The sequence below is a fragment of the Acidimicrobiales bacterium genome (assembly GCA_035316325.1).
In the GTDB taxonomy this organism is placed as follows: Bacteria; Actinomycetota; Acidimicrobiia; order Acidimicrobiales; family VFJN01; genus DASXTK01.
This window is the reverse complement of sequence record DATHJB010000018.1, coordinates 1-22,742: the sequence shown is the minus strand read 5'-3', so window position 1 is coordinate 22,742 and position 22,742 is coordinate 1. Positions and strand designations below refer to the sequence as shown.

21 protein-coding genes are annotated in these 22,742 nt (G+C 72.3%); 13 read left to right on the top strand and 8 right to left on the bottom strand.

Annotation, left to right across the window (positions count from 1 at the left end):
• Both VK611_02565 and VK611_02560 read right to left on the bottom strand, forming a co-directional pair.
• Positions 1–224, bottom strand: a 224-nt coding sequence (locus VK611_02565; protein ID HMG40175.1) for a hypothetical protein, incomplete at its 3' end; no start/stop codon positions are given.
• A complete protein-coding gene (locus tag VK611_02560) occupies positions 221–703 on the bottom strand; it encodes a sigma-70 family RNA polymerase sigma factor (GenBank protein ID HMG40174.1) in 483 nt (160 codons plus the stop codon). The genes VK611_02565 and VK611_02560, both read right to left, overlap by 4 nt.
• A 111-nt stretch (positions 704–814) precedes the next feature.
• Between VK611_02560 and gatC the strand changes: the two genes are divergently transcribed.
• The 4 genes from gatC (at position 815) to VK611_02540 (ending at position 4,414) form a co-directional block, all read left to right on the top strand.
• The gene (gatC, locus tag VK611_02555; protein ID HMG40173.1) at positions 815–1,114 is read left to right on the top strand and encodes an Asp-tRNA(Asn)/Glu-tRNA(Gln) amidotransferase subunit GatC; all 300 of its coding nucleotides are present in this window, start codon (positions 815–817) and stop codon (positions 1,112–1,114) included.
• Positions 1,111–2,583, top strand: a complete 1,473-nt coding sequence (gene gatA, locus VK611_02550; protein ID HMG40172.1) for an Asp-tRNA(Asn)/Glu-tRNA(Gln) amidotransferase subunit GatA — start codon at positions 1,111–1,113, stop codon at positions 2,581–2,583. Before gatC ends, gatA begins: the two co-directional genes overlap by 4 nt.
• 63 nt (positions 2,584–2,646) lie before the next feature.
• Positions 2,647–2,853, top strand: coding sequence for a hypothetical protein (locus VK611_02545; protein ID HMG40171.1), 207 nt, complete (start codon positions 2,647–2,649; stop codon positions 2,851–2,853).
• Between the two features lie 31 nt (positions 2,854–2,884).
• Positions 2,885–4,414, top strand: a complete 1,530-nt coding sequence (locus tag VK611_02540; GenBank protein ID HMG40170.1) for an SPFH domain-containing protein — start codon at positions 2,885–2,887, stop codon at positions 4,412–4,414.
• 75 nt (positions 4,415–4,489) lie between these two features.
• On the opposite strand, the gene VK611_02535 is transcribed toward VK611_02540, so the two are convergent.
• On the bottom strand, positions 4,490–5,188 hold the full coding sequence (locus VK611_02535) for an ABC transporter ATP-binding protein (GenBank protein HMG40169.1): 699 nt from the start codon (positions 5,186–5,188) through the stop codon (positions 4,490–4,492).
• Positions 5,172–6,794, bottom strand: a complete 1,623-nt coding sequence (locus VK611_02530; protein HMG40168.1) for a hypothetical protein — start codon at positions 6,792–6,794, stop codon at positions 5,172–5,174. The genes VK611_02535 and VK611_02530 overlap by 17 nt, the downstream gene beginning before the upstream one ends.
• A 107-nt stretch (positions 6,795–6,901) precedes the next feature.
• On the opposite strand from VK611_02530, the gene gatB reads away from it, so the two are divergent.
• Entirely contained in the window at positions 6,902–8,350 is a 1,449-nt protein-coding gene (gene gatB, locus VK611_02525) for an Asp-tRNA(Asn)/Glu-tRNA(Gln) amidotransferase subunit GatB (protein HMG40167.1), read from the top strand.
• A gap of 48 nt (positions 8,351–8,398) precedes the next feature.
• Positions 8,399–9,640: a GNAT family N-acetyltransferase gene (locus tag VK611_02520; protein HMG40166.1), complete on the top strand. Its 1,242-nt coding sequence runs from the start codon at positions 8,399–8,401 to the stop codon at positions 9,638–9,640.
• Positions 9,641–9,696: 56 nt separating this feature from the next.
• Here the strand turns inward: VK611_02520 and VK611_02515 are convergent, their stop codons facing one another.
• Entirely contained in the window at positions 9,697–11,022 is a 1,326-nt protein-coding gene (locus tag VK611_02515; GenBank protein ID HMG40165.1) for an MATE family efflux transporter, read from the bottom strand.
• Positions 11,023–11,119: 97 nt separating this feature from the next.
• Here VK611_02515 and VK611_02510 point away from each other — a divergent pair, with 97 nt between their 5' ends.
• The 5 genes from VK611_02510 (at position 11,120) to ilvC (ending at position 17,745) form a co-directional block, all read left to right on the top strand.
• Entirely contained in the window at positions 11,120–12,361 is a 1,242-nt protein-coding gene (locus VK611_02510) for a PQQ-binding-like beta-propeller repeat protein (GenBank protein HMG40164.1), read from the top strand.
• A 58-nt stretch (positions 12,362–12,419) separates the two neighbouring features.
• Positions 12,420–14,123 carry a dihydroxy-acid dehydratase gene (ilvD, locus tag VK611_02505; GenBank protein ID HMG40163.1) on the top strand — a complete coding sequence of 568 codons (1,704 nt, stop codon included), beginning with the start codon at positions 12,420–12,422 and terminating at the stop codon, positions 14,121–14,123.
• Positions 14,124–14,369: 246 nt separating this feature from the next.
• The gene (locus VK611_02500; GenBank protein HMG40162.1) at positions 14,370–16,124 is read left to right on the top strand and encodes an acetolactate synthase large subunit; all 1,755 of its coding nucleotides are present in this window, start codon (positions 14,370–14,372) and stop codon (positions 16,122–16,124) included.
• Positions 16,125–16,126: 2 nt separating this feature from the next.
• Positions 16,127–16,684, top strand: a complete 558-nt coding sequence (gene ilvN / locus VK611_02495) for an acetolactate synthase small subunit (protein HMG40161.1) — start codon at positions 16,127–16,129, stop codon at positions 16,682–16,684.
• Between the two features lie 35 nt (positions 16,685–16,719).
• Positions 16,720–17,745, top strand: coding sequence for a ketol-acid reductoisomerase (gene ilvC / locus VK611_02490; GenBank protein HMG40160.1), 1,026 nt, complete (start codon positions 16,720–16,722; stop codon positions 17,743–17,745).
• 81 nt (positions 17,746–17,826) lie between these two features.
• Here ilvC and VK611_02485 read toward each other — a convergent pair whose 3' ends face one another.
• The 3 genes from VK611_02485 to serC all read right to left on the bottom strand — a co-directional run bounded on the left by VK611_02485 (position 17,827) and on the right by serC (position 20,267).
• Positions 17,827–18,273, bottom strand: a complete 447-nt coding sequence (locus tag VK611_02485) for a PPOX class F420-dependent oxidoreductase (GenBank protein HMG40159.1) — start codon at positions 18,271–18,273, stop codon at positions 17,827–17,829.
• Entirely contained in the window at positions 18,270–19,055 is a 786-nt protein-coding gene (locus VK611_02480) for a hypothetical protein (GenBank protein ID HMG40158.1), read from the bottom strand. Before VK611_02480 ends, VK611_02485 begins: the two co-directional genes overlap by 4 nt.
• Before the next feature lie 78 nt (positions 19,056–19,133).
• Positions 19,134–20,267: a phosphoserine transaminase gene (gene serC / locus VK611_02475; GenBank protein ID HMG40157.1), complete on the bottom strand. Its 1,134-nt coding sequence runs from the start codon at positions 20,265–20,267 to the stop codon at positions 19,134–19,136.
• Between the two features lie 43 nt (positions 20,268–20,310).
• Between serC and VK611_02470 the strand changes: the two genes are divergently transcribed.
• Together VK611_02470 and VK611_02465 are read left to right on the top strand one after the other, a co-directional pair.
• Positions 20,311–21,519, top strand: a complete 1,209-nt coding sequence (locus tag VK611_02470; protein HMG40156.1) for a pyridoxal phosphate-dependent aminotransferase — start codon at positions 20,311–20,313, stop codon at positions 21,517–21,519.
• 70 nt (positions 21,520–21,589) lie between these two features.
• On the top strand, positions 21,590–22,742 hold a 1,153-nt coding region (locus VK611_02465; GenBank protein HMG40155.1), incomplete at its 3' end, for a hypothetical protein.

The following is a 22,742-nucleotide window of genomic DNA, read 5'->3' as shown; positions in this document are numbered from 1 at the left end:
AGGGCGGCTGCGGCGGCGAGGAACGGGCGGAGCCAGGTGCGGGGGACGCGGCCCTGACGGGACGGGGACAGGTGGGCCGGGAGAAGGGTTCCGTCGCCCGGGCGCAGCGGGACGACGACGGCGCCGGAGCGCTCGACCAGGTCCTCCCAGGCGGGCGGGGACGGGTGGATGTCGTCGGCGCGGGCGCTCAGCGTGGAGCGGATGCGGGCCTCGAGCTCGGTCATCGGACCACCACCTCCCGCAGGGCGCGGAGGGCCCGGTGGATCGCGGTCCTCACGGTCGGCACGCGGCAGCCGAGCAGTTCGGCGATCTCCTTGTCGGGCAGGTCCTCGTAGAAGCGCAGGACGATCGCCGCCCGCTGGCGGTCGCCGAGGGTGGCGATGGCATCCCACATCTCGTCGGCCACCAGCTCGGCGGGGTCGGGCGGGCGAGGCTGGCGCTCGCGTTCGAGCTTCGCCCGCCGACCCCACGAGTAGCAGCGGTTGACGACGGCGGCGCGCACGTAGAGGTAGGGGTCGCGCACCCCGTCGACCTTGCCGCGGGACGCGATGAAGGCGTCCTGCACGATCTCCTCGGCGACGGCCTGCTGCCGGGTGAGCAGGTAGCCGAGCCGCACCAGGTCGCGATAGCGGTCGCGGTAGACGTGGACGAGCCTGTCGTCCCATCTCACCTCGGGCGCGCTGCCGACCGGTACGGCGTTCATCGTGAAGAAGACGCTCGCGCACCCGGAAACGTTCCGCGAAACCGTTCTGTCTTCGCTCAGCCGGCTATCTCATGCTCAGCGAAGACAGAACCAGCTCCTACAGTGGCGCCGATGGCCGATATCACCCGCGACGACGTCGCGCACGTGGCTCGGCTGGCCCGCATCGAGCTCACCGACGACGAGCTCGACACGTTCACCGGCCAGCTCGCCAAGGTGCTGCAGCACGCCCGCGACGTCGAGGCGCTGGACGTGAGCGACGTCCCCCCGACCGCGCACCCCTACCCCCTCGAGAACGTGCTCCGGCCCGACGAGGTGCAGCCCTCGCTGCCGCGCGACGAGGTGCTGGCGGCGGCGCCGGCGGTCGAGGACGGCCAGTTCCGGGTGCCGCCCGTGCTGGGGGAGGCGCCATGAGCGACACGACCGGCGACGACACCGGGAGCGTGGCGGTCACGCCGGAGGCCACCGCCCACCACATCGCCGCCGCCGTCCGCAGCGGGACGCAGCTCGCGGTCGACGTGCTCGACGCCCACCTGGCCCGCATCGAGCGGCTCGACGAGCACGTCCACGCCTTCAACCTGGTGACCGCCGACAAGGCCCGTGAGGCCGCGCTCGCGATCGACCGGCGGGTGGTGGCGGGGGAGGACCCCGGACCGCTGGCCGGCGTGCCCGTCGCCCTCAAGGACAACCTCTGCACCCGCGGCATCCCCACCACCTGCTCGTCCAAGGTGCTCGAGGGGTGGCGGCCGCCGTACGACGCCACCGTCGTGGAGCGTCTGACCGCGGCCGGGGCGATCGTCGTCGGGAAGACCAACCTCGACGAGTTCGCCATGGGCAGCTCCACCGAGAACTCGGCGTTCGGCCCCACCCGCAACCCGCACTACCTGGCCCGGGTGCCCGGCGGGTCGTCGGGCGGCTCGGCGGCGGCGGTGGCGGCCGGGTTCGCCCCGCTGGCCCTGGGATCCGACACCGGCGGGTCGATCCGCCAGCCGGCGGCCCTGTGCGGCGTCGTCGGGGCGAAGCCGACCTACGGCGCCGTGTCGCGCTACGGCCTCGTCGCCTTCGCCTCGTCGCTCGACCAGATCGGGCCGTTCGCCGCCAACGTCGCCGACGCCGCGCTGCTGCTGGAGGCCATCGCGGGGCACGACCCGCGCGACGCCACGTCGATCCCCGAGCCGTTCCCCTCGCTGGCCGACCACCTCGACCGGGGCGTCGAAGGCCTACGGGTGGGGCTCGTCACCGAGCTGACCGACGCCGACGGCATCGAGGTCGGGGTAACCGACCGGGTGCGGGAGGCCGCCGCGGCGCTGGAGAAGGCGGGCGCGGTCGTCGACGAGGTGTCGGTGCCGTCGACCATGTACGGCCTCTCCGCCTACTACCTGATCGCCCCGGCCGAGGCGTCGAGCAACCTGGCCCGGTACGACGGCGTGCGCTACGGCCTGCGGGTCGACGCCGACACCACCGGCGACATGTACGACCGCACCCGCACCGCCGGCCTCGGTGCCGAGGTGAAGCGCCGCATCATGCTCGGCACGTACGCCCTGTCGGCCGGGTACTACGACGCCTTCTACGGCAAGGCCCAGCGGGTCCGCACCCTGATCCTGCGCGACTTCGAGGCCGCCTACGAGCGCTTCGACGTGCTGCTCTCGCCCACGTCGCCCTGCGTCGCCTTCCCCCTGGGGGCCAAGGCCGCCGACCCGCTCACCATGTACCTCAACGACGTGTGCACGATCCCGTCGAACCTGGCGGGCCACCCGGCGATCTCCGTGCCGTTCGGCGTGGGGGCCGGTGGGCTGCCGGTCGGGGTGCAGATCCTGGCGCCGGCGCTGGGTGAGACCACCATGTTCCGCGTCGCTGCGGCGCTGGAGCTGGCGGCCCCCTAAGTTTCTGACGCGATGTCACATCGTGCCTGCTGAGCAGTAGCGTGCGCCGATAGAGGAGGTGGGTTGGCCGACCACCAGATGATCGGGAAGATCGGCCGGGTCACCGGCAGGATCAGCCCAGGGGAGCTCGGAGAAGTGATGGTGCCGGTGCGAGGCGGAACGGAGCACTTCCACGCCTACGCAGACGGTGACGAGACCATCGCGACGGGGACCCGCATCGTGATCGTCGAGTACTTCCCTCCTCGTACAGTCGTCGTCACGCCCATGTGACGACACTTTCGGGAAAGGCAGGGACAGGCGGATGGATTCCGAGTTCGGCCCGTGGATCATCGCGGGCATCGTCGTCGCGGCGATCGTTTTCCTCGTGGTGCTCTTCAAGCTCATGTGGAGGGTGGCGGAGCCCAACGAGGCGCTGATCATCTCCGGCCTGCGTCAGGGCAAGCGGGCGGACTCCGAGTCCGACCTGGGCTTCAAGATCATCACCGGCAAGGGCACGATGGTCATCCCGGGCGTGCAGACGGTGCGTCGCCTGTCGCTCGACCTGCGCCAGGCCGGTCTCGCCATCGAGTGCGTGACCCACCAGGGCATCCCGCTCGGGGTACGAGGCGTGGTCATCTACAAGGTGGGCGACGACTTCTCGTCGATCGCCAACTCGGCCCGGCGCTTCCTCGACCAGCAGGCCGAGATGGACCACCGGGTGCACAACGTGTTCGCCGGTCACCTGCGGGCCATCGTCGGCTCGATGACCGTCGAGGAGATGATCCGCGACCGGGAGAAGCTCACCCAGCTCACCCGGGCGTCGTCCGGCGTCGAGATGGAGAAGCTCGGGCTGATCGTCGACTCGCTGCAGATCCAGGAGATCGAGGACCCGACCGGCTACATCAAGAACCTGGCCATGCCCCACGCGGCCACCGTGCAGCGTGAGGCGCGCATCGCCCAGGCCGGCGCCGACCGCGACGCCACCACCGCCGAGCAGGCAGCCGAGGCCGAGAAGGCCTTCGCCCGCCGCGACAGCCTGATCAAGCAGGCCGGCTACCAGGCCGAGATCGACCAGGCGTCGGCTCTGGCGCAGCAGTCCGGTCCGCTGGCCGACGCCACCGCCCGCCAGAAGGTGGTGGTGGAGGAGACCACGGTCGCCGAGCTGGAGGGCCAGCGCGAGGAGCAGCGGCTCCAGGCCACGGTGCGCAAGCCGGCCGACGCGAAGGCCTACCAGGAGGTCACGCTGGCGAAGGCCCAGCGCGACGCCCGTGTGGCTGCGGCCGAGGCCCGTCGCCAGGAGGTCGAGCTCGACGCCGCGGCCAACGCCCACAAGGTGAAGCTGTCGGCCGAGGCCCACGCCGAGGAGGTGCGGGTCGCGGCGGCTGCCGATGCCCAGCACGTGAAGGTCAAGGCCGAGGCGGAGGCAGAGGCGACCCGCAACGTGGGTGTCGCCCAGGCCGATGCCACGAAGGCGAAGGGCCTGGCCCACGCCGACGCGACGCGGGCCCAGGGCATGGCGGAGGCCGACTCCATCAAGGCCCGGGCCGACGCCATGGCCGAGAACCAGGACGCCGTCATCGGTCAGGAGCTGGCCCAGCAGTGGCCGGCGATCGTCGAGGCGGCCGCCAAGCCGTTCGGCGCGGTCGACCAGCTCATCGTCCTCAACGGCGCCCAGGGGCTCTCCGAGGTCCTGGCCCAGGCGCTCAGCCAGGGCGCGACGGGCCTGAAGATGGCCAGGAACCTGCTGGGCTCCGGCAACCTCGGCGCCGACTCCGAGGACGAGGTCGTCCCCAACGGCTCCACCCCACCGCCGCCGGCACCCCCCACCCCGGCCAGCACCAAGGAGTCGTAGCTCCGCAGGTCATGCTCTGTGTTGCTCTCCCGGTGCCGGCTCCGCCGGCCGCCGGGAGGGCAGCCGCACCTTCGGTCAGCCCTCCGACCCGGCCACCAGCCGGAGGACGTCGTCGGGTGTCGCCGGGCCGCTGTGGATCACCTCGCCGTCCCGCAGCGCCACGCACCGGTCGACCCGCTCGACGTACGACGGGTCGTGGGTCGCCAACACCACGGCGGCCCCGTCGGCGTGGGCCTGGTCGAGCAGTGACAGAAGTGCCGCGCGGCCGGGGGCGTCGAGGCCGACGAACGGCTCGTCGACCAGCAGCAGCTGGAACGGTCGCACCAGCCCGACGGCGATCGACGCCTTCTGCCGCAGGCCACGGCTGAAGCGGGCGGGCAGGTCGTCGGCCCGGTGGGCCAGACCGACGGCGGCCAGCAGCTCGTCGAAGTCGCCGTCCTCGGCGTCGACCCCGTGGAGGCTGGCGATGTAGGCGAGGTGCTCCCGCACGCTGAGGTCGTCGTAGAGCACCGGGTTGTCGGGGATGAACGACGTCGCCGCCCGGGCCTCCGCGGTCCCGACCTCGGCCCCGGCCACCTCGACCGTCCCGTCGGTGAGCTCGAGCAGTCCGGCGGCCAGACGCAGGAAGGTCGACTTGCCCGACCCGTTGTGCCCCACCAGCGCCACCCGCTCCCCGGCCCCGACCTCCAGCGACAGCGGGGCGAGGGCGACCAGGTCGGCGTAGGAGCGGCTCAGGTCCCGGGCCACGAGGACGGGCTCAGCGGACTTGGTCATGGTGGCCTCCCGGGGCGTTGACCACGGCGCGGGTGGCAGCGGCGAGCTTCTCCCGCTGCCACACCCACGCGACGAACAGGGCGAAGAGGACGCCGACCGCACCGGCCGCGGCGCCCGCGGCCGCGACGGGCGGGCGTCCGGCCTCGAACGCGGCCCGTCCGGCGAGCACCGGCAGGGTGCCGGCGGTCGCCAGCAGGAACGGCCGGGCGACCCGGAGCGCCTGCAGGGCGCCGGTCACCTCGGGCGGCATCAGCAGGCCTTCGACGGGGTCGGGGATGGCGAGCAGGCTGACCCCTGCCGCGGCTACGCCCCCCAGGGCGGCCGCCGGCGCGCAGACGAGCGCCAGCGCCAGGCCGGTCACCGACGGCTCGACGACCACGGCGACGCCCGCCCCCACCAGCGCCACGACGGCCATGACGGCGACGGCCACCGCCAGGTGCCGTGCCTGCAGCGACGTCAGCGGCACCGGTACCGAGTCGCTGAGCGTCGGGTGGTCCACCTCCTGGCACATGGCTTCGGCGGCGTCGAGCCCGGCGACGAACAGGGCCAGCCCCGCCAGCACCAGCAGCGGCGTCGTCCCCTCCCACACGCCCCGCAGCGCCAGGCCGGCCAGGACGCCCAGCAGCACCAGGCGACCGACCCGGGCCGCCGGCCAGCGCAGGACACCCCGCAGTCCCCGGCTCCACACCGGGAACCGATCGACGCCCCGGACCCGCAGCCGCACCCAGGGCCGCAGCCGCGGCAGCTCCAAGGCCAGCTGGCGACGCAGCACGACCACCGTACGGACGTCCTGCAGGGTCGCGGCGAAGCGCAGCTGGCCCACCAGCGTCGAGCGGCGCTCGGCCGCCTCGATCGACACGTGCCCCGCCCGCAGCAGGCCGACCACCAGCAGCGTCGCCGACACCGCCAGCGCCAGCAGCCCCGGTGCCACGGGCTGCACCGGCCACAGGCCGATGCGGCCCCACGCCGCCATCGGCGACCCCGGGACGACACCCACGACGTCGGCCAGCGCCGCTCCCACCAGGCCGAACCCGAGCAGCGACCCCAGCCACGACGGCATCCGGCTCGTCGACGCCACCAGCGCCGCGCCGAACCCCAGCGCCACCACGGCGACGGCGTACACCGTGCCGCTCGCCATCCACCCGGCGGCGTGGCCCGGCAGGCGGCGGGCGGCCAGGTGCCCGACGGCCAGGCCAACCACGGCGCCCACGAACACCATGAACCGCAGCTGGCGCAGCAGGGGGCCGCGCAGCGCCCGACCCCGGTCGACCGGTGCCAGCAGCACGTGGCGGACGTCGGCCTGCTCCATCACCAGCGGCCCGCCCCGGCACCCTGAGCGGAGCCCGACGGCCAGGACCAGGGCGGCGACCAGAGCCAGCCAGGCGTCACCGTGGGCGGTGACATCGGCTACCTGGGCGGGGGTGAGGCGGCCGTCGCCGATGACGGCGGCGAGGGCGTAGAAGGCCGCCGCCCCGCCGATGGCCGACAGGTCGGCGTAGTAGAGCGCATCGATCCATTCGATGTCGGCGAGCCGCCGGCGCTTGCGCCACCTCCGCCACTCGGTCAGGGAGTACTCGACGTCGGCGTCCGGGTCGGCGGTGAACATGACGGCGCCCAACATTGCACGTGGGGCGGCCGTTCCTCTCCTTCCCGGTCCCGGAGCCGTGGAATTCACGGTTCGGGCGGCCCCGGGGCGGGGCGTAGCCTGGGGGGATGCCCGAGGAGACGTCCGAGTGGGAGACCGTGATCGGTCTCGAGGTGCACTGCGAGCTGGCGACCGCGACGAAGTTGTTCTGTGGGTGCCCGAACCGGTTCGGGGACGAGCCGAACACCAACATCTGTCCGGTGTGCCTGGGGCTGCCGGGGTCGCTGCCGGTGCTCAACGAGCAGGTCGTGGAGCTGGCGATCCGCCTCGGTCTGGCCCTGCACTGCACGGTGCAGCGGTCGGTGTTCGCCCGGAAGAACTACTTCTATCCGGACATGCCGAAGGACTACCAGATCAGCCAGTACGACCTGCCCATCAACCTGGGTGGGTGGATGGACCTGCCGTCGGGCCAGCGGGTGGGCGTCACCCGGGCCCACCTGGAGGAGGACACCGGCAAGTCGACCCACGTGCGCAGCGACGGCGCCGGGGGCGGTCGCATCCACGACGCCGAGTACTCCCTGGTCGACTACAACCGCTCGGGCGTCCCGCTGCTCGAGATCGTGTCGGAGCCCGACATGCGCGGCGCCGAGGAGGCCCGGACCTACGCCGCTGAGCTCCGCGCCATCCTCCTGGCCACCGAGGCCTCCGACGCCAAGATGGAGGAGGGCTCCATGCGGGTCGACGCCAACGTGTCGGTCCGCCACCCCGGCGCTCCGTTCGGCACCCGCTGCGAGATCAAGAACCTCAACTCGATCCGGTCGCTGGGACGGGCCATCGAGTACGAGGCCCGCCGCCAGATCGACATGATCGAGGCCGGCGAGAAGGTGCGCCAGGAGACCCGCCACTGGGACGACGGCACCGGCCGCACCTCCACCCTCCGCACCAAGGAGGAGGCCGAGGACTACCGCTACTTCTCCGAGCCCGACCTGGTGCCCCTGGATCCCGACGCCGCGTGGATCGCCCGCGTCGACGCCGCCATGCCGGCTCTCCCCGCCGAGCGCCGCACCCGCCTGGCGGAGGCCGCCGCCGTCGAGCCCACCACCGGCGCCGTGGCGATCGCGGTCGAGCGGTCGCTCGACGACCTGGCCGTCGCCGCCATCGCCGAGGGCGCCGACGCCACCCGAGTGCTCACCCACGTCGAGCACAACCTGGCCGTCGACGGTGCCGCCACCCTCCGACCCGACAAGCTGGCGGCCCTCGTCACCATGGAGACCGGCGGCGAGCTGACCGCCACCCAGGCCAAGTCGGTGCTGGCCGAGATGGTCGCCACGGGCGACGACCCGGCAGCGATCGCCAAGGCCAAGGGCTTCGAGGCCATGGGCGACGACGCCCTCACCACTGCGGTCGACGAGGTCATCGCCGCCAACCCCGACGAGTGGCAGCGCTTCGTCGAGGGCGACGACAAGGCCCGCGGCAAGCTCACCGGCTTCTTCGTCGGCCAGGTGATGCGCGCCACCAAGGGCCAGGCCGACGGCAAGGCCGTCACCGCGCTCCTGAAGGAGCGGGCCACCGGCTGACCCGAAATTCACGTGGGGTACGCCCCGCGGGCTGCCAGGCTCTCCGGCATGGATTGGAAGCCCCGCGTCATCGAGCCCGACGAACTGGATGCGGTCGTCGACCTGAGCGCCACGGTGTTCGGTCAGGGACCCGTCGCCTCGGAGAGCTACCGGCGGGAGCTCACGATGGTGGCCGAGGTCGACCGCACGTTCGTGGTCGAGGACGGGCCCACCGTCGTCGGCACGGGCGGCAACTTCACCTTCGATGTCGCCCTCCCCGGGGGCAACTCGGTGCCCCTGACGGCCGTCACCGAGGTCGGCGTGCTGCCCACCCACCGGCGCCGGGGCGTGCTGAACGCCATCATGGGCGCCCTCCTCGACCAGGGTGTGGAGCGGGGCGAGGCGGTCGCGGGTCTCACCGCCAGCGAGGGGTCCATCTACGGCCGTTACGGCTACGGGGTCGCCGCCCGCTTCCAGACCGTGGTGGTCGACACCACCCGCTCGGCCGAGGTGGTCGACGTCGGTGCTGCCGACCCCGGGCGGCTGCGCCTGGTGACCGACGCCGAGGCGGTCGACCTGCGGCCCGCCGTGTGGGAGCGCCACTGGCGGCGGACGCCCGGTGAGCTGGGCCGCAACGCCGCCTGGTGGCGGATGCTCGCCCTCGACCCCAGCGAGGACCGCGGCGGCGCCAGCGCCCGCTACGTGGTGGTCCACGACGACGCCGACGGCATCCCCGACGGGTTCGCGGTCTACCGGATCAAGGAGGGCGGCGCCCCCGGCGGCGAGTACTTCGAGCTGCAGATCGCCGACCTGGCGTCGGCCGACGAGCAGGTGGAGGCGATCCTGCTGCGCTACCTCATGGACGTCGACCTGGTGCGGCAGCTGCGCTGGCGGGACGCGCCGGTCGACCTGGCGCTGCGCTGGCGGCTCGTCGACCCCCGCAGCGTGAAGGTGGAGCAGGAGCGCGACTTCCTGTGGCTCCGGCCGCTCGACGTCGCCCGGTGCCTGAGCGCCCGGAGCTACGCGGCGGAGGGCGGCGGAGTGCTGGAGGTGGTCGACGCCCGTCGTCCCGAGATCGGCGGCCGCTTCGCCCTCGACGCCGGCCCCGACGGCACCGACTGCGCCCGGGTGTCGGTCGAGCCCGACGTGGTGCTCGGCATGGCGCAGCTGGGGGCGTTGCTGCTCGGCGGCGTCACCTGGTCGACGCTCCAGCGGGCGGGCGTCGTGGAGGAGCGCACCCCCGGCACCGTCGACCGCCTCGACGCCGCTTTCCGCCCCACCCGCGCCCCCCACTGCACCACCGGTTTCTGACGAAATTTCGACAGGGATGGCGCCATAGCGACCGTTTCTGTCGAAGTTTCGGGTTGTCAGCGGGTGGCGCCGAGGACGACCCAGGCGTCGCCGGAGAAGCGCCACAGGAGCGACCCGGCCCGCACCGCCATCAGCAGGCCGAGGGCGGCCCACAGCCAGCCGATCCCCAGCCCGAGCACCGCGACCGCCACGGCCGCGGGGACGAACACCGCCGCGGCACCGGCCATCGCCCAGGCGAGGAAGTGCTGGTCACCGGCCCCGATCAGCACACCGTCGAGCACGAAGGCGACGGCGTTCAGCGGTTGCACCACCGCCACCCACACCAGGACGAACTGGGCGAGGGCGATCACGGCGTCGTCGTCGGTGAACAGGTGGGGGAGCAGCGGCCGGAGCAGCAGCAGCAACGCCCCCAGCACCACGCCGAGCATCACGCCCCACTCGATCATCCGGCGCCCCACCGCCCGCGCCTCGTCGCCGTCGCCCGCACCCAGCGTCCGGCCCACGATCGCCTGGCCGGCGATGGCGACGGCGTCGAGCGTGAAGGCCAGGAACGTCCACACCTCGAAGGCGACCTGGTGGGCGGCCACGTCGACGGTGCCGATGCGGGTGGCGACGGCGGTGGCGACCACCAGCGACGCCCGCAGCGCCGCGGTCCGCACCAGCAGGTCACGGGCCACCACCAGCAGCCGCCGCAGGCTGGCCGGGTGGGGCGACAGCGACGCGCCCAGGTGCCGGGCCGAGGCCGCCACCCGCGCCACGTAGAACCCCGCTGCCACCCACTGGGCGACGACCGTCGTCAGCGCCGAGGCGCCGATGCCCCGGTCGAAGCCGTAGACGAGCACCAGCTCCAGCACCAGGTTCAGCAGCCCGGTGCCGATCGCCAGGAACAGCGGCGTGCGGGTGTCCTGCAGGCCCCGCAGGTAGCCGGTGCCGGCCAGCACCACCAGCATCGCCGGCAGGCCCAGCAACGAGATGCGCAGGTAGACGAGGGCGTTGGTCCGCACCGCCCCCTCGGCCCCGAGCGCCCCCACCACTGGCTCCGACAGCAGGTAGCCGACCACGATCAACCCCGCCCCGATGAGCGCCGCCAGCCACAGCGACTGCACCGCCTGGTGGGCTGCCTCCCGCTCGTCGCCCGCCCCGAGCAGGCGGCTCACCGCCGCGGTCGTGCCGTAGGCCAGGAAGATGAACACGCTGTAGAGCGTCAGGAGCACACTGGCGGCGACGGCCATGCCCGCCAGCTGCGTCGTGCCCAGGCGCCCCACCACCGCGGTGTCGGCCAGCACGTACAGCGGCTCGGCGATCAGCGCCCCGAACGCCGGCACCGCCAACCTGACGATCTCCCGGTCGTGGGGGCTGCGCAGGGCGGGACGGGCGCTCACGGCAGGGAGTCTGCGCTGGTGACGAGGAGTCTCGCAGCAGAGTTTCCGCTCCGGCGCGAAGATCTCGCTCGAGGCGATCGGGTGAAGGGGAGGCGGGATGAGGCGGATCACCGCGCGAGGCGCGGAGTTGGCCCTGGTGACGGCGCTGGCGCTGTCGCTGAGCGGCTGCTTCGAGTGGGCGCAGTACGGCTACGACGCCGGGCGCTCGTCGTACAACCCGACCGAGGAGACGTTGACCGCGGACACGATCGGTCAGCTGACCGAGCTGTGGTCGTCACCGCTGGTGCCCTCGCCGCGGAACATCGTGGCGTCGAACTCCCGTCTGGTGATCGCGACGGACACCCACACCTACGGCTTGGATGTGGCGACGGGCGACGTCGTGTGGGACCACCCGTCCTTCGACGGCAGCCCCGTCATCCACGGTGGCCTCGTGTACACGGCCAGCCCCGCGTTCCCGGGCCATTGCGCCGAAGCTGCGCTCGAGGCCCGGGACGTCGAGACGGGTGCCCGCCGGGTCGCCGACGACATCCGGGCGTGGGACGACCCCGCCACCTGCCTCGGCCCCAGCGCCGAGACTGCGGTCGGCCGGCGCTTCGCGCTGCTCCCCAGCTATGGCTACGACGCCCAGTTCAACCCGATCCACGGCATGTTCGCCTACGAGTGGGACACGGGTGTCACCTACGACCTCGGCGGTACGGCCGTCACGATGGACGAGTCCACCGGGCTGTACTTCCCGGGGGACTTCAGCTACGTCGCGGCGGGGCCGTTGCCGGGCAGCGCCAACCCGGGGTGGATCCGCGTCATCCAGACACGCCTCGTGCCGGTGAGCGCCGCCGGCCGCGTCTACCTCGTCCAGCCCGGGGGGACCGGCGAGGCGGACCGCGTTCTCGCCCTCGACGCCGCCACCGGCGCGGATGCCTGGTCGGGCGTGGTGGATGTGGAGGGGGGCAACCTGGTCAAGCCGGCGGTCCGGGAGGGCACGGTGTTCACGGCCGCCGTCGTCGGTCCCCGGCACGGACAGCTCATCGCCTTCGCCGACTGCGGCGCGCCGGACTGCGCACCGGCGTGGACCGGAGCCGAGCCCCCTGTTTCCAACGGCGGCAGCGTCGGCGGTCCCGTGGTGGCCGGCGATCTGGTGTACCTGTCCGTCTACGTCAGCGACGACAGTCCGAACCCCGTCTCGCAGCTCGAGGTCTACGACGCGGCCGGGTGCGGTGCGGCGACCTGTGACCCGCTGACGACGGTCACGGTGGACGGGCAGGTGGGCGAGATGGTCGTGTCGAACGGAAGGGTCTTCGTCGTGACGTCGACCGGTGTCCACGCCTTCGGCCTGCCGTAGACAGCAGACGTCGCCAATTCCGTGCGGACAGGTCTTCGGGCAGGCGTAATCTCCCCGGATGGCCGAAGGGACCGAGAACGAGCAGCGTGTGAACATCAAGCCTCGGAGCTTCGAGGTGACCGACGGGGCCTCGCGGGCACCGGCGAGGGCGATGCTCCGGGCCATCGGCATGACCGACGACGACTGGGACAAGCCCCAGATCGGCGTGTGCTCGTCGTGGAACGAGGTCACGCCCTGCAACATGCCGCTCGACCGCCTGGCCAAGCGGTCGAAGGAGGGCGTGCGGGCCGCCGGCGGCTTCCCGATCGAGTTCACCACCATCGCCGTGAGCGACGGCATCTCCATGGGCCACGAGGGCATGCGGGCGTCGCTGGTGTCCCGCGAGGTGATCGCCGACTCCGTCGAGACCGTGATGCACGCCGAGCGCTTCGACGCCATGGTCACCTTCGCCGGCTGCGACAAGTCGCTGCCCGGCATGCTCATGGCCGCCGCCCGCCTCAACGTGCCGTCGGTGTTCGTGTACGGCGGGTCGATCCTGCCGGGCCACTACAACGGCCAGGCGCTCGACATCGTGAGCGTGTTCGAGGCCGTCGGCGCCCACGCCACCGGGGCCATGTCCGACGCCGACCTCGACCACATCGAGCGCAACGCCTGCCCCACCGAGGGCTCCTGCGCCGGCATGTTCACCGCCAACACCATGGCCTCGATCGCCGAGGCGCTGGGCATGTGCCTGCCCGGCTCGGCGTCGGCCCCGGCGGTCGACCGGCGGCGTGACGACTTCGCCTACGCCTCGGGCCAGGCCGTGGTCGACCTGCTCAAGCTGGGCATCCGCCCCCGCCAGATCCTCACCCGCGAGGCCTTCGAGAACGCCATCGCCGTGACCATGGCGCTGGGCGGCTCCACCAACGCCGTGCTGCACCTGCTGGCCATCGCCGCCGAGGCCCGGGTGGAGCTGGCGCTCGACGACTTCAACAAGGTCGCCGCCCGCGTGCCGCACATCGCCGACACCAAGCCGGCCGGCAAGTACCACATGGCCGACGTCGACCGGGTCGGCGGCGTGCCGGTCGTGCTGCGCCACCTCCTGGAGGCCGGCCTGCTCAACGGCGACTGCCTCACGGTCACCGGCAGGACGATGGCCGAGAACCTGGCCGAGATCGACCCGCCCGCCCCCGACGGCGACGTGATCCACCGCCTCGACAGCCCGATCCACGCCATCGGCGGCATCGCCGTGCTCACCGGCTCCCTGGCGCCGAAGGGCGGGGTCGTGAAGGTGGCCGGCATATCGTTCGACCGCTTCGAGGGCCCGGCCCGGGTGTTCGACGGCGAGGACGGCGCCATGGAGGCGATCCTGGCCGGCTCGATCGAGCCCGGCACGGTGGTGGTCATCCGCTACGAGGGGCCGAAGGGCGGCCCGGGCATGCGGGAGATGCTGGCGGTCACGGGTGCCATGAAGGGCGCCGGGCGGGGGGCCGACTGCGCCCTGGTCACCGACGGTCGCTTCTCCGGTGGCACCCACGGGTTCTGCATCGGCCACGTCGCCCCGGAGGCGGTCGACGGCGGGCCGATCGCGTTCGTGCGCGACGGCGACCGGATCGCCATCGACGTCGCCACCAAGGTCATCGACCTGCTGGTCGACGCCGACGAGCTGGCCCGCCGGAGGGCCGAGTGGAAGCTCCCCGAGCCCCGCTACACGTCGGGCGTCCTCGCCAAGTACGCCCGCCTGGCCTCCGGCGCCGAGCGGGGCGCGATCACCGAGGCGTAGGGCGTCGCCTGGTCCCCGGTGAGCTGGGGGCGGGGGTATGGCGGACAAGTGGCGTAACCGTCTTGCCGGTGTGTGACGGAGTGCGCGAGGCTCTCGGCTGATGCGGAGCGAACATCTCTCTCGCCACCTCGTAGTACTTAGCTAGCACACGCCCGGCTCCCCGCGCGTGTGCACCCCCGGCCTCCCCGCAAGGGAGGTCGTTTCAGTTTTCGTCCGACCTCAGGAGCTCTCCCAGGAGAGGTAACGATGCAGATCTCAGGTGGCCAAGCACTGATACGTGCCCTCGAGATGGAGGGTGTCGATGTGATGTTCGGCCTCCCCGGCGGGGCGATCCTCCCGGTGTACGACCCGATCATCGACAGCCCCATCCGCCACATCCTCGTGCGCCACGAGCAGGGCGCCGGCCACATGGCCGAGGGCTACGCGCATGCCACCGGCAAGCCCGGCGTGTGCATGGTGACGTCCGGCCCGGGCGCCACCAACATCGTCACGCCGCTGTGCGACGCCTACATGGACTCGGTGCCGCTGGTGTGCATCACCGGCCAGGTGCCGTTCCCGGCGATCGGCACCGACGCCTTCCAGGAGTGCGACACGGTCGGCATCACCCGGTCGGTCACCAAGCACAACGACCTGGTCGTCAACGCCCAGGACATCCCGCTGGCGGTCCGCCAGGCGTTCCACCTCGCCACCACCGGGCGGCCGGGGCCGGTGCTGGTCGACGTGCCCAAGGACATCGTCGACCCGATGAACCCCCGCTCGCAGATGGAGTGGTACTGGCCGACCGACGAGGAGGTCCGGGCCAGCCTCCCCGGCTACCGCCCCAACACGCAGGGCCACCCGAAGATGATCCGCCAGGCCGCCGAGCTGATCCTGGCGGCCCGCAAGCCGGTGATCTACGCCGGCGGCGGGATCCTCAAGGCCCGGGCGGCGGAGGCGCTGCGGGAGCTGGCCGAGCTGTGCGAGCTGCCGGTCGTCACCACGCTGATGGCCCGGGGCGCCTTCCCCGACGACCACCCGCTGTGCCTGGGCATGCCGGGCATGCACGGCAACTTCACCGCCGTCACCGCCATGCAGCAGTCCGACCTGCTGATCGCCCTGGGCTCGCGCTTCGACGACCGGGTCACCGGCAAGCTCGACGGGTTCGCCCCGGAGGCCAAGATCATCCACGTCGACATCGACCCGGCCGAGCTGGGCAAGGTCCGCCGGCCGGACGTCCCGATCGTCGGCGACTGCCGCCTGGTGATCGAGGAGCTGATCATCGCGGTGAAGGCCCTGCTCGACGGGGGCGCCGAGTTCCCGGACCGCTCCGGCTGGCGCTCCACGCTGTCGGGCTGGCAGGAGAAGTACCCCCTGACCTACGAGCAGTCGGAGCCGGGTGACGCCCTCAAGCCCCAGTTCGTGCTGGAGCGGCTGCGGGACGGCACCCCGGAGGACACGATCGTCGCCTCGGGCGTGGGCCAGCACCAGATGTGGACCTCGCAGTACTGGAAGTTCAACCACCCCTACACCTGGGTCAACTCGGGTGGGCTGGGCACGATGGGCTTCTCGGTGCCGGCCGCGATCGGCGCCAAGGTCGGTCGGCCCGACCGGATGGTGTGGGCGGTCGACGGCGACGGCTGCTTCCAGATGACCGCCCAGGAGCTGGTCACGGCGGCGAGCGAGCGCATCCCGGTGAAGGTGGCGATCCTCAACAACGCCTACCTCGGCATGGTCCGCCAGTGGCAGGAGATGTTCTACGAGGAGCGCTACTCCGAGGTGTACCTGTCGCCCGACCTGCCCGACTACAAGCTGTGGGCCGAGGCGATGGGCTGCGTCGGGATGCGGGTGGAGTCGCCCGACGAGGTCGACGCCGCCATCCAGAAGGCCAACGAGATCGACGACCGCCCGGTGGTCATCGATTTCCGCACCGACTCCCGGGAGAAGGTGTACCCGATGGTTCCCTCCGGGCAGACCAACGATGCGATCATCGTGGACCCCAGCCAGGGCGAGGGAGGACGATGATCATGAACGCCTTCGGGTCGCACCTGCCGGGCATCGACGTCCGGCACCACACGCTGGTCGTGCTGGTGGAGAACAAGGCGGGCGTCCTGGCCCGCGTGTCGAGCCTGTTCGCCCGGCGGGGCTTCAACATCTACTCGCTGGCCGTCGCCCCCACCGAGGACGACCGCTTCTCGCGGATCACGATCGTGGTCGACGTCGAGTCGTCGCCGCTGGAGCAGATCACCAAGCAGCTGTTCAAGCTGGTCAACGTGGTGAAGATCTCCGAGCTCGACCCACGGGACGCGGTCGAGCGCGAGCTGATGCTGGCCACCGTCCGGGCCGACGCCGCCGCCCGCAGCCAGGTGATCGAGCTGGTCGGGGTGTTCGGCGGGCGCATCGTCGACGTCGGCCACGACGAGCTCACCATCTCGCTCGACGGCGAGCCCCACCGCCTCGACGACCTGGAGGACCTGCTGCGGCCCTTCGGGATCGTGGAGCTGCAGCGCACCGGTCGCGTCGCCCTGCCCCGGCTGGAGCGCACCCCCGGTCTCCGCCCCGTCTCGTCCCGCAAGTCCGCTTGATTCGCCTCGAATCGCCCCGAAAGGAATCCCGAGAAATGGCCAACGTGTACTACGACAAGGACGCCGACCCGGCGCTCATCGCCTCCCGCAAGGTGGCGATCATCGGGTACGGCTCGCAGGGCCACGCCCATGCGCTCAACCTGAAGGACTCGGGCATCGACGTGCGGGTCGGCCTGCGCGAGGGCTCGTCGTCGAAGGCCAAGGCCGAGGCGGCCGGGCTGCGGGTCGTGTCGATCGACCAGGCCGCCACCGAGGCCGACCTCGTCATGATCCTCCTGCCCGACACGGAGCAGAAGCGGGTCTACGACGAGTCGATCGCCGCCCACCTGAAGGACGGCGACGCCCTCTTCTTCGCCCACGGCTTCAACATCCGCTTCGACCGGATCAAGCCCCCCGCCGGCGTCGACGTGGGCATGGTCGCCCCCAAGGGGCCCGGCCACCTGGTGCGGCGCACCTACGAGGACGGCGGCGGCACCCCCTGCCTCATCGCCGTGTCGCAGGACGAGTCGGGCAAGGCCAAGGAGCTGGCGCTCGCCTACGCCGCGGCCATCGGCGGCGCCCGGGCGGGCGTGCTCGACACCACGTTCGAGGAGGAGACCGAGACCGACCTCTTCGGTGAGCAGGTCGTCCTGTGCGGCGGGCTCACCGCCCTCGTGCAGGCCGGGTTCGAGACGCTGGTCGAGGCCGGCTACCAGCCCGAGTCGGCCTACTTCGAGTGCCTCCACGAGCTGAAGCTCATCGTCGACCTGATGTACGAGCAGGGCATCGCCGGCATGCGGTACTCGATCTCGGACACCGCCGAGTACGGCGACCTCACCCGGGGGCCCCGCATCATCAACGACGGGGTGAAGGCCGAGATGAAGGCCATCCTCGACGAGATCCGGTCGGGCAAGTTCGCCGACGAGTGGATCGCCGAGTCGGAGGCCGGTCGCCCGGTCTACAACGACCTGAAGCAGAAGGGCCAGGAGCACCAGATCGAGGTCGTCGGCGCCGAGCTCCGGGCGATGATGCCCTGGATCTCCGCCGGCAAGACCCGGGTCCAGGACGCCTCGGGCGGCTGACCCCTCGGAAATTGCGTGGCTGGCGGTCTCATAGCGGCCGCCAGCCACGCAATTTCGGGTTCGGCGGAACGAGTCAGCCGGTCAGTCGGCGATGTCCTTGTAGGCGACGACCTGGGTGGGGGTCAGTCGGACGACGAGCTCGCCGGGGACGCCGTTGCGGGTGCCGTACTCCTCGGCCCGGTCCTCGCCCATGTACCGGGCGCCGATGCGGGCGGCCCACAGACCGACGTCGGGGAGGTGGTCGGACCACGTGGCCACGCCGCTGAGGGTGACGAAGGAGAAGGGTGGCCGGTCGTCCTGGACGCACAGGGACACCTGGCCGGTGCGGCGGATGTTGCGACCCTTCACCGTGTCGGCGCCGGTGCTCCACACCAGGGTGACCTCGTCGTCCGGCGACACGTCGACCTCGTACCAGATCGGCGCGACGTGGGGGCGACCGTCGGCCCGGGTCGTGGCCAGCGTCGCCGGGCGCACCGGGTCCTGCAGGAACGCCACCAACTCGGCCCGCGACATCTTGTCGTAGCTCACTCGGGGGAGGGTACGGGGGTCCAGACCTCCCGCAGCAGCTCCTTCGCCGACTTCGACTTGAGCGCCTCCGTGGCCCGGGCCCGGCAGAAGGCGTAGCCGGCCAGCGGCTTCACGCCCAGCGGCATCCAGCCGAACTGGCGCGCCACGTCGTCGCCGTAGAGGAGCGCCGCCCGGCTGGACAGCTCGGTGTCGTCGGCGAAGACGTCGAGCGCGGCAGCAACCGAGCGGTCGCCGGGGTCCTCCTCGGCGGGGGGCTCCGGCGACGAACCACCGGCGTCGGCGACCGCGACCGCCAGCCCCTCCTGCCCGGCGGCGTGGGCGACCGAGCGCGGCGGCTTGTGCAGCAGCGCCCACCCGACGCGCACCGTCTGTGCCGTCGTCGCCGCCCGCAGCGTCTCCTCGCCGGCGTCCTCGCCGGTCCAGAGCACGATCTCCCGCCAGCGGCGCCCGCCGAGCCGGTGCTCGATCTCGGTGGCCAGCCGGTCGGTCCACACGCCGGGGGTCGCCACGGTGATCGAGAGGTCGATGTCCTCGTCGAGCCCGAGCTCCTCGGCGTAGTGGTTGGCGGTGTCCTTGGCCTTGTCCTCGGCGTCGATGGCGAGCAGGGCCTCCACCGTGCCGAGGGCATCCTTCGAGGTCATCGGGTTGTAGCCCGACACCGGCGCCCGCTCGCTGGACAGTTCGACGTAGCGCTGGAAGCGCGGCGACTCCGGCCCGCCCTCGGTCGACAGCCGGTAGACGTCGGCCATCGCCGCCAGGGTCGGAACTATGCGTACCGCCATCGGACTAGCAGTATGGCCGGGCCGGGCAGGTTAGTGCCCGAAATCTTGCGGATCGCGCTCCTGCACGTGCGGTCGGTGCTACGCGGAGAGAGCTTCCGCCACGTGGTCGATGCACCGGGTGAGGGCCTCGACATCGGCCGGGTCGACCGCCGGATACAACGCGATCCGCAGCTGGTTGCGGCCCAGCTTGCGGTAGCTCTCCGTGTCGACCACGCCGTTGGCGCGCAGCACCGCGCTGACGGTGGTGGCCGGCACCGCGTCGTCGAGGTCGATGGTGGCGACCACCGTGCTGCGCAGCGCCAGGTCGGTCACGAAGGGCGTGGCGTAGTCGGAGGCCTCGGCCCAGCCGTAGATCGTCTCGGCCGACTTGTCGCACCGGGCCGCGGCCCACGGCAGGCCGCCGTTCTCGTTGATCCACTCCACCTGCTGCTGGGCCAGGAAGATCGTGGCTAGCGCGGGGGTGTTGTAGGTCTGGTCCTTGCGGCTGTTGTCGACCGCGATCCCGAGGTCGAGGGACGCCGGCGTCCAGCGGTCGGCGCTCAGCCGCTCGATGCGCTCGACGGCGGCGGGCGACAGGGCCGCCAGCCACAGCCCGCCGTCGGAGGCGAGGCCCTTCTGGGGGGCGAAGTAGTAGGCGTCGGCCTGGGCGGGGTCGAAGCGCAGGCCCCCGGCAGCCGACGTGGCGTCGACCAGCACCAGGGCGTCGTCGGCGGCGCCGGCGGGGCGGGCGAACGCGGTCATCACGCCGGTGGACGTCTCGTTGTGGATGAGGCAGTAGGTGTCGACGTCGGCGGCGGCCACCGGGTCGACCGCCGAGCCCGGCTCCGCGGTGAGCACCGACGGGTCGTCCAGGTGGGGGGCCGCGGCCACCACCTTGGCGAACTTGGAGGAGAACTCGCCGAAGCTGACGTGCTGGCTGTGCCGGTCGATCAGGCCGAACGACGCCGCGTCCCAGAAGGCGGTGGTGCCGCCGTTGCCGAGCGCGATCTCGTAGCCGTCGGGCAGGGACAGCAGCTCGGCCAGCCCGTTGCGCAGCGCCGCCACCGTGAACCGCACCCCGGCCTGGCGGTGCGACGTGCCCAGATATGTCGGCCCGGTCTTCGCCAGCGCCTCGACGGCCTCGAGCCGGATCTTGGAGGGACCGCTGCCGAAGCGGCCGTCGGCGGGCAGGAGGCTCGCGGGGATGGTTATGGCTGGGGTGGGGGCACTCATCGCGTGCCACTATCGCGGCTGGTCCAGATGAGGAGCCAGCCCGTTGTCCACGCACAGGATCAGCACGCGCGTCGCCGCCATCACCGAGTCCGCCACCCTTGCCGTCGACGCGAAGGCCAAGGCCCTGCGCGCCCAGGGTGAGCCGGTCATCGGCTTCGGCGCCGGCGAGCCCGACTTCCCGACGCCGCCGCACATCGTCGCCGCCGCCGTCGAGGCGTGCGCCGACCCCCGCAACCACCACTACACGCCCGCGGGCGGGTTGCCCGAGCTGCGGGAGGCGATCGCCGCCAAGACGCTGCGGGACTCCGGCTACGAGGTCGACGCGAAGCAGGTGCTGGTCACCAACGGCGGCAAGCACGCCGTCTACAACACCGTGCTCACGTTGATCGACGAGGGCGACGAGGTGCTGCTGCCCGCCCCCTACTGGACCACCTACCCCGAGCCGATCCGGCTGGCGGGGGGCGTGCCGGTGGTGCTGCCGACCGACGAGTCGTCCGGCTTCCGGGTGACGGTCGACCAGCTCGAGGCGGCCTGGACACCGCGCACGAAGGCGCTGGTGTTCGTGTCGCCGTCGAACCCCACCGGTGCCGTCTACCCGCCCGGGGAGGTCGAGGCCATCGGGCGCTGGGCCGCCGAGCGGGACGTGTGGGTGATCACCGACGAGATCTACGAGCACCTCACCTACGGCGACCACCGGTTCTCGTCGATCGCCACGCTGGTGCCCGAGCTGCGGGACCGCTGCGTGGTGCTCAACGGCGTCGCCAAGACCTACGCCATGACGGGGTGGCGGGTCGGCTGGATGATCGGGCCGCCCGACGTGATCGCCGCGGCCGCCAACCTGCAGTCGCACGTCACGTCGAACGTGGCCAACGTGTCGCAGCGGGCGGCGCTGGCCGCCGTGTCGGGGCCTCTGGATGCGGTGGCCGAGATGCGGGCGGCGTTCGAGCGGCGGGGCCGGTCGATGGTGAAGCACCTGGAGGGCATCCCGGGGGTCGCCGTGCTGGAGCCGGAGGGGGCGTTCTACGCCTTCCCCAACCTCTCGGCCTACCTGGGCAAGACGCTGCGGGGGCGTTCCATCGGGTCGACGCTCGACCTGTGCGCCGTGCTGCTCGAGGAGGCCAAGGTGGCGGTCGTGCCGGGCGAGGCGTTCGACGCTCCCGGCTACGCCCGTCTGTCGTTCGCCCTGGGTGACGACGACCTGGGCGAGGGTTGCACCCGCATCGCCGACCTGCTGTCCGAGGTCACCCTGTGAGCGGACTCCACCCGAAACTTCGACAGAGATGGCGCTCTAGCCACCACTTCTGTCGAAATTTCGGTGAGAGATGAGGGTCGTCTCGGCGTACGGGTCGTGGTCGACGCCGATCACGTCGGAGCTGGTGGTGAAGGCGGCCGCCGGGCTGGGAGGCGTCGCCCTCGACGGCGACGCCGTGTGGTGGTCGGAGCTGCGGCCGGAGGAGGGCGGCCGCACCCAGCTGGTGCGGTGGCGGGCCGGCGAGACGGCCGAGGCCCTGCCCGACGGTGTCAACGCCCGCACCGCGGTCCACGAGTACGGCGGCGGCGCCTGGTGGGTGCGCGACGGCCGGGTGTGGTTCACCGACTGGGCCGACCAGCGCCTCTACACGCTCGACGCGACGGCGGGTCCGGCCGGCGTCGCTCCGGTCCCGGTCACGCCCGAGCCGGCGATCCCGCGGGGCGACCGCTGGGCCGACGGCGACGTGTCGGACGACGGGCGCTGGCTGGTCGTCGTCCGGGAGTACCACCCGGGCGAGAGCGAGGCGGTCAACGAGCTGGTGGTGGTCGACACCACCGGTGAGCTGGAGCCCCGGGTGCTGGTGTCGGGGCCCGACTTCGTGGCGGACCCCCGCCTGTCACCCGACGGCTCGCAGCTGTGCTGGCTCCGGTGGAACCACCCCGACATGCCCTGGGACGCCACCGAGCTGTGCGTCGCCGGGCTGACCTGGTCCGACGAGGGGCCGACGGTCGGGGAGACCCGGGTCGTCGCCGGGGCGGAGGGCGGCGAGAGCGTGTTCCAGCCCCGCTGGGCCGACGACGGGTCGCTGTGGTTCGTGTCGGACCGCACCGGCTGGTGGAACCTCTACCGCCGGCTGCCCGAGGCCGAGCCCGAGCCCGAGCCCGACGGCGCCGTCGAGCCCATGGTCCTGCTCGAGGGCGAGATCGGCGTCCCCCAGTGGGTGTTCGGGCAGTCCCGCTACGCCTTCCTCGACGACGGCCACGTCGTGTTCGCCTACCAGCACGACGGCGTCGACCACTTGGCGGTGCGCACGGCGGACGGCGGCGTCGACGACCTCGACGTGCCCTACACCTCGATCGCCTCGGTGCAGGCCGACGGCAACGACGTGGTGTTCGTCGGCGCCTCCGCCACCACCGAGCCGGCGGTCGTCCGCCTGCGCCTGCGGATGCGGCTCGACAACGCCGGGGCCGAGGGCGGCGAGAGCGTGTTCCAGCCCCGCTGGG

What these genes read in the sequence shown, in the direction of transcription:
- VK611_02560 (HMG40174.1), bottom strand. Translation starts at nt 703, where the DNA reads ATGAACGCCGTACCGGTCGGCAGCGCGCCCGAGGTGAGATGGGACGAC.
- gatC (HMG40173.1), top strand. Translation starts at nt 815, where the DNA reads ATGGCCGATATCACCCGCGACGACGTCGCGCACGTGGCTCGGCTGGCC.
- gatA (HMG40172.1), top strand. Translation starts at nt 1,111, where the DNA reads ATGAGCGACACGACCGGCGACGACACCGGGAGCGTGGCGGTCACGCCG.
- VK611_02540 (HMG40170.1), top strand. Translation starts at nt 2,885, where the DNA reads ATGGATTCCGAGTTCGGCCCGTGGATCATCGCGGGCATCGTCGTCGCG.
- VK611_02535 (HMG40169.1), bottom strand. Translation starts at nt 5,188, where the DNA reads ATGACCAAGTCCGCTGAGCCCGTCCTCGTGGCCCGGGACCTGAGCCGC.
- VK611_02530 (HMG40168.1), bottom strand. Translation starts at nt 6,794, where the DNA reads ATGTTCACCGCCGACCCGGACGCCGACGTCGAGTACTCCCTGACCGAG.
- gatB (HMG40167.1), top strand. Translation starts at nt 6,902, where the DNA reads ATGCCCGAGGAGACGTCCGAGTGGGAGACCGTGATCGGTCTCGAGGTG.
- VK611_02520 (HMG40166.1), top strand. Translation starts at nt 8,399, where the DNA reads ATGGATTGGAAGCCCCGCGTCATCGAGCCCGACGAACTGGATGCGGTC.
- VK611_02510 (HMG40164.1), top strand. Translation starts at nt 11,120, where the DNA reads ATGAGGCGGATCACCGCGCGAGGCGCGGAGTTGGCCCTGGTGACGGCG.
- ilvD (HMG40163.1), top strand. Translation starts at nt 12,420, where the DNA reads ATGGCCGAAGGGACCGAGAACGAGCAGCGTGTGAACATCAAGCCTCGG.
- VK611_02500 (HMG40162.1), top strand. Translation starts at nt 14,370, where the DNA reads ATGCAGATCTCAGGTGGCCAAGCACTGATACGTGCCCTCGAGATGGAG.
- ilvN (HMG40161.1), top strand. Translation starts at nt 16,127, where the DNA reads ATGAACGCCTTCGGGTCGCACCTGCCGGGCATCGACGTCCGGCACCAC.
- ilvC (HMG40160.1), top strand. Translation starts at nt 16,720, where the DNA reads ATGGCCAACGTGTACTACGACAAGGACGCCGACCCGGCGCTCATCGCC.
- VK611_02480 (HMG40158.1), bottom strand. Translation starts at nt 19,055, where the DNA reads ATGGCGGTACGCATAGTTCCGACCCTGGCGGCGATGGCCGACGTCTAC.
- serC (HMG40157.1), bottom strand. Translation starts at nt 20,267, where the DNA reads ATGAGTGCCCCCACCCCAGCCATAACCATCCCCGCGAGCCTCCTGCCC.